Genomic DNA, 13,824 nt, shown 5'->3' with positions numbered 1-13,824 from the left:
GGCGTCAGCCCTTCGCCTTCTCGAGCTGCCCGGTGACGGTCTCCAGCAGCTCGGCCCAGGACTTGTCGAACTTCTCCACGCCCTCGTCCTCCAGCGTGCGGAAGACGTCCGGGATGTCGATGCCCACCGCGGCGAGCTTGTCGAACACCTCCTGCGCCTGCGCGCCGGTGCCGGTGACCTTGTCGCCCTCGACCTTGGCGTGGTCGGCGGCGGCCAGCAGCGTCTTCTCCGGCATGGTGTTGACCGTGCCCGCCACTACGAGCTGGTCCACGTAGCGGGTGTCCGAATAGGACGGGTCCTTCACGCCAGTGGAGGCCCACAGCGGGCGCTGCGGCCGCGCGCCCGCGGCGGCCAGCGCCTGCCAGCGGTCGGTGGCGAACAGCTCCTCGTACGCGGCGTAGGCCAGGCGGGCGTTGGCGATCGCGGCCTCGCCGCGCAGCGCCTTGGCCTCGTCGGTGCCGATCGCGTCCAGCCGCTTGTCGATCTCACTGTCCACACGGGACACGAAGAACGAGGCGACCGACTCGATCGTGGCGAGGTCGTGGCCGTTGGCCTTGGCCTGCTCCAGCCCGGCGAAGTAGGCCTCGATCACCGCGCGGTAGCGCTCGACCGAGAAGATCAGCGTGACGTTGACGCTGATGCCCTCGGCCAGGGTCTTGGTGATCGCGGGCAGGCCCTCCTCAGTGGCCGGGATCTTGACGAGGATGTTCGGCCGGTCGACGGTCTTCCACAGGTCCTGCGCCTCGGCGGCCGTCTTGTCGGCGTCGCGGGCCAGGCGCGGGTCGACCTCGATCGACACGCGGCCGTCCACCCCGTTCGTGCGGGTGTAGATGTCGCGGAACAGGTCCGCGGCGTTGCGCACGTCGGTGGTGGTCAGCTCGCGGACGGCGGCGTGCACGTCCGCGCCGCGAGCGGCCAGCTCGCGGACCTGGGCGTCGTAGGACTCGCCGTCGGCGAGCGCGTTGGCGAAGATCGTCGGGTTGGTGGTCACGCCGGTCACGTGACGGTCGCGGATGAGCTCGGCCAGGTTGCCGGAGTTCAGCCGTTCGCGCGACAGGTCGTCGAGCCAGATGGACACGCCGGCCTGAGACAGCTGAGCCAGGTTGTCGCTCATGACTTCATCCCCTTTGCGGTGATTCAGGAGTTCTTGGTCTTGGCGAGCGAGCGGCGCGCGGCGTCGACCACGGCGTCGGCGGTGAACCCGAACTCGCGGAACAGGGTCTGGTAGTCGGCCGAGGCCCCGAAGTGCTCGATCGAGACGATCTCACCGGCATCGCCGACCCAGCGGTACCACGGCTGCGCGATACCGGCCTCGACCGACACGCGGGCCTTCACCCCGCTGGGCAGGACCGACTCGCGGTACGCCTCGTCCTGCGCCTCGAACCACTCGACGCACGGCACCGACACGACCCGGGTGGGCACGCCGTCGGCCTCGAGCGTCTTGCGCGCCTCGACGGCCAGCTGGACCTCCGAACCGGTCGCCATCAGCACGACCTCCGGGGTGCCGGAGGAGGCCTCGGCGAGCACGTAGGCGCCCTTGGCGACCTTGTCCGCCGCGGTGCCCTCGAGCACCGGGACGTTCTGGCGGGTCAGCGCCAGGCCCGACGGGTGGCGCTTGTCCTCCAGCGCGGCCTTCCACGCGCCCGCGGTCTCGTTGGCGTCGGCGGGCCGGACCACGTTCAGGCCCGGGATGGCGCGCAGTGAGGCCAGATGCTCGATCGGCTGGTGCGTCGGGCCGTCCTCGCCGAGGCCGATCGAGTCGTGCGTCCACACGTAGATGACCGGCGCGTGCATCAGCGCGGCCAGCCGGACCGGCGGGCGCATGTAGTCGCTGAACACCAGGAAGGTGGCGCCGTAGGGCCGGGTGCCGCCGTGCAGCGCGATGCCGTTGAGGATCGAGCCCATGGCGTGCTCGCGGACACCGAAGTGCAACGTGCGGCCGTAGGGGTTGGCCTGCCACATGCCGGTGGAGGCCTTCTCCGGGCCGAACGAGTCGGCGCCCTTCATGGTGGTGTTGTTGCTCTCGGCCAGGTCGGCCGAACCGCCCCACAGCTCCGGCAGCACGTCGGCCAGCGCGTTGAGGACCTCGCCGGAGGCCTTGCGGGTCGCGATGCCCTTGGCGTCGGGCTCCCAGCTCGGCAGCTTCTCGGCCCAGCCCTCGGGCAGGTCGCGGGTGGCCAGCCGGTCGGCGAGCTTCTTGCGCTCCGGGTTGGCGGCGGCCCAGGCGTCGAAGCGCTCCTGCCACGCGGCGCGCTCCTGCTTGCCGCGGTCCAGTGCCTTGCGCGTGTGCTCGATCACCTCGTCGTCGACCTGGAAGCTGCGCTCCGGGTCGAAGCCGAGGATCTCCTTGACCGCGGCGACCTCCTCGGCGCCCAGCGCGGCGCCGTGCGCCTTGCCGGTGTTCATCTTGTTCGGCGCCGGGTAGCCGATCACGGTGCGCAGCAGGATGAACGACGGGCGGGTGGTCTCCGCCTTGGCGGCCGCGATGGCCTCCTCGAACGCGACGACGTCCTCGCCGCCCTCGACGACCTGGACGTGCCAGCCGTAGGCCTCGTACCGCTTCGCGGTGTCCTCGGACAGCGCGATGTTGGTGTCGTCCTCGATCGAGATCTTGTTGTCGTCGTAGATGACGACCAGGTTGCCCAGCTCCTGGCGGCCCGCGATGGACGAGGCCTCGGAGGTCACACCCTCCTCGATGTCGCCGTCGGAGGCGATCACGAAGATGTGGTGGTCGAAGATGCTCTCGCCGGGCGCGGCGTCCGGGTCGAGCAGGCCGCGCTCGCGGCGGGCGGCCATCGCCATGCCGACCGCGTTGGCCAGGCCCTGGCCGAGCGGGCCGGTGGTGGTCTCCACGCCCTTGGTGTGCTGGTACTCCGGGTGGCCCGGGGTCTTCGAGCCCCACTTGCGCAGCTGCTTGAGGTCCTCCAGCTCGAGGCCGTAGCCGGCGAGGTAAAGCTGGATGTAGAGCGTCAGGCTGGAGTGCCCGGCGGACAGGACGAACCGGTCACGCGCCGGCCACTCCGGGTCGCTCGGGTCGTGGCGCATGATCCGCTGGAAGAGCGAGTACGCCACCGGCGCCAGGCTCATCGCGGTGCCGGGGTGACCGCTGCCGCAGTTCTCGACCGCGTCGGCGGCCAGCACCCGGACGGTGTCGACCGCGCGGGTGTCGAGGTCGGTCCAGTCGGCGGGCAGGTTCCGCCGCAGCAGTGGGTTGTTCTCGCTGATGGAGGCGATATCGGACACTGAACTCGAACTCCCCGTCCTTCTCGGTGACTACTTCTGTGGTGGGGGTCTTCGCGCGCGCAGGCTCCACTCATCTCAATCGATCCCGAAGAGACGATATTTCTGCTAGCGGGCGTGCGCAGGACCACAAGCGCAAACCCCGGAGCCAGCCTAGTAGGTCGGGTACCCGGCGGCTCCGGGGCCGACACACGCGGCTCGTGCACCCCGGTGCGCGCGGGGTGCGAACCCGGCGATTACGATCGGTTGCGGTGCCGGGCTGCCCCGGTGCCACCCGAATCTGACTCAGGGAGCGGAATTGTCGTTGGTGAACGCTGCGCACGGGCGCAGTGACAGCACCAGCGCTGTCGACCCCGGAGGCGAGCGCCCGCGTGGTCTGCGGCGCGTGAGCCGGATCGTCGGCGCCTACGTCGCCCTGACCAAGCCTCAGGTCATCGAGCTGCTGCTGGTCACCACCATCCCGGCGATGTTCCTCGCCGCGCGCACGATCCCGTCGCCGTGGCTGATCCTGGCGACGCTGGTCGGCGGCACCATGGCCGCGGGCAGTGCGAACGCGCTGAACTGCGTCATCGACGCCGACATCGACAAGGTGATGAACCGGACCAAGCGGCGCCCGCTGGTCCGCGACTCGGTGCCGCGGCGCAACGCGCTGGTGTTCGCGCTGGCGCTGGGCGCCGGCTCGTTCGCGATGCTGTACTTCACGGTGAACCTGCTGGCCGCCGTGCTGGCGATCGCGACGATCCTGTTCTACATCTTCGTGTACACCCTGGTGCTCAAGCGGCGCACGGCGCAGAACGTGGTGTGGGGCGGCGCGGCGGGCTGCATGCCGGTGGTGATCGGCTGGGCCGCGGTCACCGGCACGGTGCAGTGGCCCGCGTTCGTGATGTTCGCCGTCATCTTCTTCTGGACGCCGCCGCACACCTGGGCGCTGGCCATGAAGTACCGCGACGACTACGAGCGCGCCGGCGTGCCGATGCTGCCGGTGGTCGCCACGCCGGAGCACGTGGCCCGCCAGATCCTCATCTACTCGTGGGTGATGGTCGGCTGGACGCTGCTCCTGCTGCCCGCGACGAGCTGGCTGTACGCGAGCTTCGCGGTGCTGGCCGGGTCCTGGTTCCTCTTCTACGCGCACCGCCTCTACTCGGGCGTCCGGCGCGGCGTGGAGACCAAGCCGATGGCCCTGTTCCACCGGTCGAACACGTACCTGATGATCCTGTTCTGCGCGCTCGCGGTCGACTCGGCGATCGGTCTGCCCACGCTCGGCCTGCCGTTCTGACGCTCGGCCGGGAATCTTCCGGCGCTCACCTTCGTTGGGTTTCAGGCCGACTTGTCACCCGATGCCGAAAGCAGGTTGCTCTTGTCCGTGGCTGAGGACCGGGAACCGGAGAACACGACCGACCTTCAGCACGAGCAGGACTACGTGTCCATGCTCTACCGCAGGCTCGACGCCGAGCGCACCACCGCCGAACGGCGCCTGGAGCGGGCGCTGCGCTCGCACGGGGAGACCCCGCAGGAGAGCGCCGAGCGGGACGCCGCCAGCAGCCTCCACCACGAGCGGCTCGCGCAGCTCGGCTCCGTCGAGCAGGGCCTGTGCTTCGGCAGGCTCGATTTCCACGGCGAGCAGGCGCCCGCCTACATCGGACGGCTCGGCCTGTTCGACGAGGACGGTGACTACGAGCCGCTGCTGCTGGACTGGCGCGCGCCCGCCGCGCGGCCGTTCTACCTGGCCACCGCCGCGTCCCCTGAGGGCGTGCGGCGCCGCAGGCACATCCGCACGCTGAGCCGCAAGGTCGTCGGCCTCGACGACGAGATCCTCGACCTGCGCGCCGTCGACGGGCAGCAGGCGGACCTGGGCCTGGCCGGCGAGGCCGCCCTGCTGGCCGCGCTGGAGCGCAAGCGCACGGGTGAGATGAGCGACATCGTCGCCACCATCCAGGCCGAGCAGGACGACATCATCCGCGACGACCTCAGCGGCGTCGTCGTGGTCCAGGGCGGGCCGGGCACCGGCAAGACCGCCGTGGCCCTGCACCGGGCCGCCTACCTCCTCTACACCTACCGCCAGCAGCTCGCCTCCCGCGGCGTGCTCGTGGTGGGGCCGAACAGCACGTTCCTGCACTACATCGGCCAGGTTCTGCCGTCGCTGGGCGAGACCGGGGTGCTGCTGTCCACGATCGGGCAGCTGTTCCCCGGTATCCGGGCGCGCGGCGCGGACAGCCGCGCGGCCGCCGAGGTCAAGGGCAGGCTGGTCATGGTCGACGTGCTCACCAGGGCCGTCGCCGACCGCCAGCGTGTGCCGGACGAGCGGTTCGAGGTCGCCTTCGACGACGACGTGCTGGTGCTTGACCGCGCCGTCGTCGAGCGGGCGCGCGACAAGGCCCGGCGCACCCGCCGCCCGCACAACCTGGCGCGGCGCGTGTTCGTCGACGCGATGCTGGACGCGCTGACCGAGCGGGCCGCGGTGCGCATGGAGGTCGACCTCTTCGAGGGGGTCCCCGACATCCCGCTCGCCGAGGACGAGACCGCCGACGCGCCCGTGCTGGACGCGGGGGACCGGGTCGAGATCCGCAAGGAACTCGCCGAGTCCGAGACCGTCGCCGCGGCGATCGACGAGCTGTGGCCGAAGATCACCCCGCAGCGGCTGCTGCGCGACCTGTTCGCCGAACCGGACCGGCTGCTGTCCGCGTCCGAGGGGCTGCTCTCCGACGACGACCGCGCGGCGCTGAAGCGCCCGGCCCGCTCGCCCTGGACGCCGGGCGACGTGCCGCTGCTCGACGAGCTGGCCGAGCTGCTCGGCGAGGACGATGAGGCCGAGCGCGCCGCCCGCGAACGGCGCGAGCGCGAGGAGCGCGCCTACGCCGAAGGTGTGCTCGACATCATGGACCAGGACGAGGAGCTCCTGGACGAGGACCAGATCAACATCGCCGACATCCTGGACGCCGAGCTGTTCGCCGAGCGGCAGGAACGCAGCAGCCACCTGACCGCCGCCCAGCGCGCGGCCCGCGACCGCACCTGGACGTTCGGGCACGTCATCGTCGACGAGGCGCAGGAGCTGTCCGCGATGGACTGGCGGCTGCTGATGCGCCGCTGCCCGAGCCGGTCGATGACCGTCGTCGGCGACGTCGCCCAGACCGGCGCGCCGGGCGGCGCGTCGTCGTGGCGGGACATGCTCGGCCACTACGTCGGGGACCGCTGGCGGCTGCGTGAGCTGACCGTCAACTACCGGACCCCGGTGGAGATCATGAACCGCGCCGCCGAGGCGCTGCGCGAGGTGGACCCGGACCTGCGGGTGCCGACGTCGGTGCGGGAAACCGGCGTCGAGCCGTGGCGCGCGCCGCTCGGCGAGCGCCCGCTGGCGTCCATCGTGGACGACGAGGTGGCTGCCGCGGACGGCGGCACCGTCGCGGTCCTGGTCCCGGCGGCCAGGCTTGGCTCGGTCCGGTCCGAACTGGACGGTCACGGCGACGCGGTGTCGGTGCTCACCGTCGCCGAGGCCAAGGGGCTCGAGTTCGACGGCGTCGTGGTGCTCGCGCCGGAGGAGATCGTGGCGGAGTCGCCGCGCGGCTGGAACGACCTCTACGTCGGCTACACCCGTGCCACGCAACGGCTCGGCATCTTGTACTCCGCCGGACGGCCGACGTCAACGCCCGGTTAAGGTGTCGCCATGCGTAACGCTGGCAAGATCGTGCTCGCGGCGGCAGCCGCCCTCGCTCTCGGGGCCTGCGCGCCCGACCAGGACCCGTCTTCCTTCCCGCCCGGTGGCGGCCCGACCTACCCGGCGCCCGAGCCGGCGGCGGCGTCCGCGAGCGCCTCGGCGGGGCACGACACGGGCAGCGCCGCGCACGAGTGCACCGCGGACGACATCACCGTGACCGGTGACTTCGGGGCCAAGCCGACGATCACGATCCCGGACACGTGCAGCGCGCCGACCAAGCTGCTGACGAAGGACCTGAAGCCGGGCACCGGCGCCACCGCCCACGCCGGCAGCACGCTGCAGATGGACTACGACCTGGTGACCTGGTCGGACAAGGTCGACCAGCAGAACTCGTTCGGCTCGGCGCCGTTCTCGTTCGCGCTGGGCGAGGGCACCGCGATCCCGGGCTGGGACCAGGGCCTGGAGGGCATCAAGCAGGGCGGCCGCCGCCTGCTGGTCATCCCGCCGGACCTCGGCTACGGCGCCCGCGGCAACGGCCCGATCAAGCCGAACGAGACGCTCGTCTTCGTCGTCGACGCCGTCCAGGTCGCCGGCTGACGCTCGATGGCAGCCGCGGAGGAGCCGGACCGGCGGTAGCCGGGCTCGTCCCTCGCGGCCCTGGGCCTCGGTGGGCGGTCGTGGGGCGGGTTCCGCCGCCGCGATGGTGGCAGGGTCCGCTGGCGGATGAGTGACCCTCGGGCTCTGCCTGCGGCAGTCGGGCTGATCCGGGTGATGGCCGGGCTGCCGGGCACGCTTTCGGGCCCCGGGCCGGGTGGCAGGCTTTGCCCCGCCCCGCGCGGTGGCCGCGTGCCCGGCTGAAGAGTGGGCGGCGCGCGGGCGCCGGCCGGATCGGAGTCTGACGGATGGACGTCCGCGGAGCGGTCGCGGTGGTCACCGGTGCCTCGTCGGGCATCGGGGCGGCCACCGCGCTCCGGCTGCACGAGGCCGGTGCTCGCCTCGTGCTGCACGGCCGGGACGGCGACCGGCTGGACGCGCTCGCGGAGCGCACCGGCGGGGTCGCCGTCCGCGCCGACTTCGCCGAGCCCGGCGCGGTGGAAGCCGCGGCGGAGGAGATCGCGGCGCGGGCCGGCCGGGTGGACGTGCTCGTCAACAACGCCGGGATGGGCTACGCCGGACCGGTGTCCGGGATGTCCGGTGCCGACGTGCGGCGGTTGCTCTCCGTGAACCTGGCCGCTCCGGTCGAACTGACCCGCGCCCTGCTGCCCGCGCTCCTCGACTGCCCCCGGTCGGTGGTGGTGTTCGTCACGTCCATCGCGGGCCGGGCCGGGGTCGCGGGGGAGTCGGTGTACTCGGCGACCAAGGCGGGGGTGGACGTTTTCGCCGAGAGCCTGCGGCTGGAACTGGCCGGTACCGGGGTGCGGGTCGGGGTGGTCGTGCCCGGGGTGGTGGACACCGAGTTCTTCGCCCGCCGCGGCCGTCCCTACCAGCGGCGTAGCCCCAGACCGGTGCCCGCGGACAAGGTCGCCGCGGCGGTGCTGGGAGCGATCACGGCGGAACGGGCCGAGCAGTACGTGCCGCGCTGGCTGAGGTTGCCAATTGCGGTGCGTGGGACCGTGCCCTCGGTGTACCGTGCACTATCTGCCCGGTTCGGGGGTTCGGCTGAGTTCCCGGAATCTTTCCGCCACTGGAAGCGCTGACAAGTGACGTGTTAGTCCCGGTATTCCTCGGATTCGCTGCGGCGTTCCTGTTCGCGGCGTCAGCCGCGCTTCAGCGACGCGCGGTCATCGAGGTTGCCGACAGCGACGTCGACGGGCGCGCCGCGCGGCATCGCGTCCCCGTACTGTGGCTGATTCGCAAGCTGTTGCGCAAGAGGGTGTGGCTCGCGGGATGGGCCACGAACCTGTTGGGCTTTTTCAGCCAAGCCGCCGCGCTGCACTTCGGGTCGATCGCGCTCGTGCAGCCGCTGCTGGTCACCGAGCTGCTCTTCGCGCTCCCGATGGCCTCCGCCGCGATCCGCCGCTGGCCGCCGCTGCGGGACTGGCTGGCCGGGCTCGCCATCACCGGCGGCGTGGTGGTGTTCCTCGCGGTCGAGGGCACCGCGCCGCTGGGTGGGTCGCCGGACCAGGGCCGCCTGCTGATCGCGGTGCTGATCGCCGCGGCCACCGTCGTCACCCTCGTGCAGGTGGCCCAGAAGCGGGGCCCGCTGATGCACAGTGCGCTCATCGCCACGGCGGCCGGCATCTGCTATGCGATCAGCGCGGCCATGATGAAGGTGACGACCGACCTGCTGTTGAACGAGGGTGTCGCTCACACGGCGCTCACCTGGCCGGGGTACGTGCTCGCGCTGTCGACCTTCTCCGGGCTGCTGCTCGGGCAGCAGGCTTACGGGTCGGGTTCGCTGTCCGCGGCCATCGCCGTGATGTCCATCGTGAACCCCGCGGCCAGCTATTTCCTGGGGCTACTGGCGTTCAACGCGACGCTGATGACCTCGCCGGGCCCGCTCGCGGCGACCGCAGGCGCGGCCCTCCTGCTGATCCTCGGTGTGTTCGGGCTCGCGCACTCGCCGACCGTGCATGCGGAGACGACCCGGTCGGCCCAACACGGGGTTTATCCGGGAAGTGGTAAATTCTCGGGAACCGTTCCATCTCGGTCCCGTTCTTCGGACTCCTTCGCTCAGGATTAATTCAGGTAGCCGGCGTAGGTTTCGGGACCGGCGGGCGGTGGAACCTACAGAGCCTGTCGAGAGTGCGCTGCCCCCGCGCACCCAGGGCAGACCCTTGGAGGCTGGAGCCCGTGCACCACCGAGCGTCGTCCGGTGACCGCCATCTGGTGATCGAAATACCGCACCTGCGGAAAACGATCAAGGATGCGGCGATTCTGTTGCTGGAAACGGTCGTCATCCCGTCGGTTCTGCTGGCGTTGTTGTTGCATTTCGTCGGCCTGGTTCCCGCGTTGTGCGCGGTTCTCGGCTGGGCGGCGTTCGTGATCGGCGCGCGGCGGCTGATGAAGCGCGACATGCCCCGCACGTTGCTGCTCTGCACGGCGATGCTGGTCGGACGGGCGGCGTTCGCGCTGGTCACGTCCAGTGCGGTGGTGTACGTGCTGCAACCGGCCGTCGGCTCGGTGCTGATGTTCCTGATCTTCGTCGGCAGTGCGATGATCGGGCGCCCCATCACGGCGCGCCTGGCCAAGGATTTCGTGCGGCTGCCCGCGGAGCTGTTCAAGCACCGCACGGTGAACCGCGTGTTCGTCGAGGTGGCGCTGCTGTGGGGCGGCTCGCGGCTGATCGACGCCGCGATGACCATCGGGTTCCTGCACTGGGGCGTCGAGGCGGGCCTGATGTCGCGCGGCATCCTCAGCGGGCTGCTCACCGCGCTGACCGTCGCGGCCTGCGTGGGCCACGGATGGCGCAAGCTCCGCCGCGACGGCGTGACGCTCCGGCTGGCCGGCCGCCACAGCCCCGCACCAGCCGCCGCCTGACCCCTCCTGCCCGCGCTCCGCCGACGAGCCACGCTCGGCGGATGAGCCGCACCCGGCGGACGAGCGGCACCCCTGCGCGAGAGCCGCACACTCCGGTCGCGAACCCCCCACTCCGGTGGGTGAGGTCCCCCCGCTCTGGTGGGTGAGTTCCACGCTGCCGCACGCAGACCCTAGGCCGCCGGACGAGGGGCCCCACGCCGTTGCGGCCGAGCGCACGCTCCCGCTCGCGAGGTCCGCGTTCCCGCCGCTGTTGCGGGCACTGTCCCCGGCGGCTCTCGGTCAGGCCGCGGCTCCCGGGCCGGGCAGGAGGTCGACATCCCCGGCGTGCATCGCCTCGCCGCAGTGGTCGCAGCGCAGTCCGGCGCCGCTGACCTCGCCGCACGCCCGGTGCCGGTACACCACCGGCGGCCCGGCCTCACCCGCCAGCCACCGGTCGCCCCAATGCGCCATCGCCATCAGCACCTCGACGAGCTCCGCGCCCCGCTCCGTCAGCACGTACTCGTAGCGCGGCCGCCGGTCGTAGGGCCGTCGCCCCAGCACACCGCGCTCCACCAGGTGGTTCAGCCGCTCGGTCAGCACCTTCCGCGAGATGCCCAGATCGGCCTGGATCTGGTCGAACCGGGTCATCCCCGCCCACACGTCCCGCAGCACCAGCGGTGACCACGGTTCCCCGATGACGTCGAGCGTGCGCGCGATCGAGCACGCCATCCCGCCGAAGTTCGTCCGCTGCACGGCCCCGAGTCTACCAATCGGGGTTCCCTGAAGGAACTCATACTGCTACCGTCGGAGTCTCTTGAAGGAACTCTGAGAGGAACACCGAGATGAGCAAGGTCATCGCCGCGCACGCGGTCTCCGTCGACGGCTTCATCACCGGCCGCGACCCGCGCCCCGGGCACGGCCTCGGCGACGGCGGGATGCTTTTCGACTGGTACTTCGACGGCGGCACCGCGAGCGGCGTGTTCGACGGCTTCCGGCTGAGCGAGCCCAGCGCCCGGGTGTTCGACGCCCTCGCCGGCCGGGTGGGCGCGATCGTCGCCGGGCGCAACACCTACGAGGACTCCGACCGCTTCGGCGGCGGCAGCCCGCACCCGAAAGCGCGGCTGGTCGTCCTCACCCACCGCGAGGCTCCGGAGATCACCGCGCAGCAGACCCTCGTCACCACCGGCGTCGAGGACGCGATCGCCAGAGCCCGCGACGCCGCAGGCGGCCGGGACGTCGGCCTCATGGGCGGCGGCGTGGTGACCTCGGCGCTCGCCGCCGGCCTCGTCGACGAGATCGTCCTCCACCAGGTCCCTGTCCTGCTCGGCGCGGGCAGGCCGTTCTTCGGCGAACTGCCCGCGCACGTGCGGCTCCGCCTGGTCGAGGCCGTCCCGGCGCCGGGCGTCACGCACCTGCACTACGCGGTCGAGCGGTGATTCGCGCGAGCGCCGCGGCCACGAAGCGTGGTATATGACGGTGTGCTCACCGTCGGTTCCACCTCACGGTCCCCGGTGGCCCTGGACGCCCGCGCGGCGGCCGTCCAGCGTCCGGGCTGGTGGGGTGAACTGCTGCTCGGGATCGGCCTGTTCGGGATCTACCTGCTGGTCGAGGCGTTCCCGCTGCCGGGCCGCGAACCGCAGGCGCACGCCAATGGCGAGGCGCTCCTGGCGTTCGAACGGTGGATGCACCTGGACTTCGAACTGCCGGTCAACCTGTGGCTCGCCGAGCAGGGCTGGATCCGCGTCTTCGCCAACTACGAGTACGCGATCACCTACATCGCGAGCGCGATCATCCTGCTGATCTGGGTGCACGCCCGCCACCCGGTGCACTACCGCTCGGTGCGCAACAGCTTCGTCTGGCTCAACCTGTTCGCGCTCGCCTGTTTCTGGCTCTACCCGGTCGCGCCGCCGCGGATGCTCGAGGGCGCCGGGTTCGTCGACACCGTGCGGCTCGGGCACACGTTCCTGTCCTGGGGCTCGCCGGCGTTGCAGGGCGCCAACCAGCTGGCCGCGATGCCGTCCCTGCACGTCGGGTGGGCGCTGTGGGTGTCGGTGGTCCTCGCGCGCATCCGCGGCGGCTGGGCCGTGCAGATCGTCAGCGCGGTGCACGTCGCCATCACGTTCGCGGTCATCATCGCCACCGGCAACCACTACTGGATCGACGCGGCCGCCGCCGTGGTGTTCATCGCCGCGGCCACCTGGATCGCGCAGGTCGCCCGGCCGGTCGACCGGGTGCCCGCCTCCGACACGTTCTTCCTGCACGTCGAGACCCCGGCCTACCCGCAGCACGTCGGCGGGCTCATCATGCTCGACACGACCGCCAACCCCGCCGGGCCGACCCGGGAGTGGGTGCAGCAGGCCATCCGCGACAAGCTGCCCGAGATGCCCCGCTACGCGCAGCGCCTGTCGGACTACTCGCCCTGGCGCCGCCAGCACTGGGTGCCGCACCCGGACATCGACTGGGACTGGCACGTCCCCGACTTCGACCTGACCCGCCCGGACGGCACGCCCGGCGGCATGGGGGAGCTGCACAAGCTCGTCGCGCGGTTCCAGAGCGAGCCGCTGCCGCGGGACCGGCCGCTGTGGCGGTTCGCAGTCGTGCGCGGCGTCGAGGAGAACACCGCCGCGGTGATCTCGCTGGTGCACCACGCCGTCGCGGACGGCATCGGCACGATCAGCCTGATGCTGGAGCTGTTCGACTCGCGGAGCCTGCTCGACGGCCTCAGCGAGACCCGGCGGCCGAACGCGCTGCAGAAGGCCGCCGCGGGCGCCGTCGGGCTGGCGCAGCTGGCCACCGACGGGCGGCCCAAGACGCGGCTGCCCGCGGGTGATCCGCCGGACCGCCGCTACGCCACCCTGCAGATCCCGCTCGACGACGTGCGCGAGCTGGCGCGCAAGCACGGCGTGCGGGTCACCGACCTGCTGCTGGGCGGGGTGGCCGGCGCGCTGCGGCGGGTCGCGGTGGCGCCGCTGCCGGAGTCGATGCTGACCTCGGTCACGTTGATGGCCGCCGAGCCGCGGCCCGGCGCGGAGGGCAACGTCACCGCCGCGGTCATGGTGGACATCCCGCTGGGCGACATGCCCGAAGCCGAGCGGCTGAAGCGGATCGCCAGGGCCACCAAGCGGTTGCGCACCGGCACACGGGTCGTCGCGTCCCGGTTCGTGCAGCACACGCTGGCCGGGCTGATGCCGGCGTTCTTCCACCGCTGGTTCGCCCGGACCGTCTACAACGAACGGTTCTTCAACGGCACCGTGTCCAACATGCCCGGTGCCGCGTGGCAGGTGGACTTCCGCGACTTCCCGCTGCGCACGGCGTTCGCCATCATCCCGCTCGCGCCGGGCACCCCGTTCACCATCGGCGTGCTCGGGTGGTACGGCTCGTTCTCGATGAGCGCCACCGTGGACGCGACCCTGGTGGACGGTGTGGACGGCTTCCTCGCCGAATTCCGCGCGGTGCTGGCGGAACTGGACTGA

General features: G+C 71.6%; 11 protein-coding genes. 8 read left to right on the top strand and 3 right to left on the bottom strand.

All coding sequences use genetic code 11. The features are described 5' to 3' along the window. Positions 1-4 precede the first annotated feature (4 nt). Positions 5-1,114 (bottom strand): transaldolase, encoded by a 1,110-nt coding sequence (gene tal, locus AMETH_RS20495; protein ID WP_017983025.1) that lies wholly within the window; start codon positions 1,112-1,114, stop codon positions 5-7. 23 nt (positions 1,115-1,137) lie between these two features. After that, entirely contained in the window at positions 1,138-3,243 is a 2,106-nt protein-coding gene (gene tkt / locus AMETH_RS20490) for a transketolase (protein ID WP_017983024.1), read from the bottom strand. 295 nt (positions 3,244-3,538) lie between these two features. Here tkt and AMETH_RS20485 point away from each other — a divergent pair, with 295 nt between their 5' ends. The 6 genes from AMETH_RS20485 (at position 3,539) to AMETH_RS20460 (ending at position 10,372) form a co-directional block, all read left to right on the top strand. Further along, positions 3,539-4,516, top strand: coding sequence for a heme o synthase (locus AMETH_RS20485; RefSeq protein ID WP_026153203.1), 978 nt, complete (start codon positions 3,539-3,541; stop codon positions 4,514-4,516). A gap of 87 nt (positions 4,517-4,603) precedes the next feature. Beyond that, positions 4,604-6,892: an ATP-binding domain-containing protein gene (locus tag AMETH_RS20480; RefSeq protein ID WP_017983022.1), complete on the top strand. Its 2,289-nt coding sequence runs from the start codon at positions 4,604-4,606 to the stop codon at positions 6,890-6,892. 9 nt (positions 6,893-6,901) lie between these two features. After that, positions 6,902-7,489 carry an FKBP-type peptidyl-prolyl cis-trans isomerase gene (locus tag AMETH_RS20475; protein ID WP_017983021.1) on the top strand — a complete coding sequence of 196 codons (588 nt, stop codon included), beginning with the start codon at positions 6,902-6,904 and terminating at the stop codon, positions 7,487-7,489. A gap of 305 nt (positions 7,490-7,794) precedes the next feature. Next, entirely contained in the window at positions 7,795-8,589 is a 795-nt protein-coding gene (locus AMETH_RS20470; protein ID WP_017983020.1) for an SDR family NAD(P)-dependent oxidoreductase, read from the top strand. Positions 8,590-8,597: 8 nt separating this feature from the next. Continuing rightward, a complete protein-coding gene (locus AMETH_RS20465; protein ID WP_017983019.1) occupies positions 8,598-9,575 on the top strand; it encodes a DMT family transporter in 978 nt (325 codons plus the stop codon). A 146-nt stretch (positions 9,576-9,721) separates the two neighbouring features. Further along, complete coding sequence (locus AMETH_RS20460; protein ID WP_156131700.1) at positions 9,722-10,372, top strand: DUF3159 domain-containing protein; 651 nt, start codon at positions 9,722-9,724, stop codon at positions 10,370-10,372. Positions 10,373-10,651: 279 nt separating this feature from the next. On the opposite strand, the gene AMETH_RS20455 is transcribed toward AMETH_RS20460, so the two are convergent. Beyond that, complete coding sequence (locus tag AMETH_RS20455; protein WP_017983017.1) at positions 10,652-11,104, bottom strand: winged helix-turn-helix transcriptional regulator; 453 nt, start codon at positions 11,102-11,104, stop codon at positions 10,652-10,654. 89 nt (positions 11,105-11,193) lie between these two features. On the opposite strand from AMETH_RS20455, the gene AMETH_RS20450 reads away from it, so the two are divergent. Next, the gene (locus AMETH_RS20450) at positions 11,194-11,787 is read left to right on the top strand and encodes a dihydrofolate reductase family protein (RefSeq protein ID WP_017983016.1); all 594 of its coding nucleotides are present in this window, start codon (positions 11,194-11,196) and stop codon (positions 11,785-11,787) included. Positions 11,788-11,862: 75 nt separating this feature from the next. Beyond that, positions 11,863-13,824 carry a bifunctional phosphatase PAP2/O-acyltransferase family protein gene (locus tag AMETH_RS35970; protein WP_156131699.1) on the top strand — a complete coding sequence of 654 codons (1,962 nt, stop codon included), beginning with the start codon at positions 11,863-11,865 and terminating at the stop codon, positions 13,822-13,824.

It is taken from the genome of Amycolatopsis methanolica 239 (assembly GCF_000739085.1).
Classification (GTDB): domain Bacteria; phylum Actinomycetota; class Actinomycetes; order Mycobacteriales; family Pseudonocardiaceae; genus Amycolatopsis_E; species Amycolatopsis_E methanolica.
Note: the sequence above shows the minus strand (reverse complement) of the source record. Positions and strands in the feature narration are given on the sequence as shown.

Bases quoted from the DNA above. Each gene is read 5' to 3' on its own strand.
- tal (WP_017983025.1), bottom strand. From the start codon at position 1,114: ATGAGCGACAACCTGGCTCAGCTGTCTCAGGCCGGCGTGTCCATCTGG.
- AMETH_RS20475 (WP_017983021.1), top strand. From the start codon at position 6,902: ATGCGTAACGCTGGCAAGATCGTGCTCGCGGCGGCAGCCGCCCTCGCT.
- AMETH_RS20470 (WP_017983020.1), top strand. From the start codon at position 7,795: ATGGACGTCCGCGGAGCGGTCGCGGTGGTCACCGGTGCCTCGTCGGGC.
- AMETH_RS20450 (WP_017983016.1), top strand. From the start codon at position 11,194: ATGAGCAAGGTCATCGCCGCGCACGCGGTCTCCGTCGACGGCTTCATC.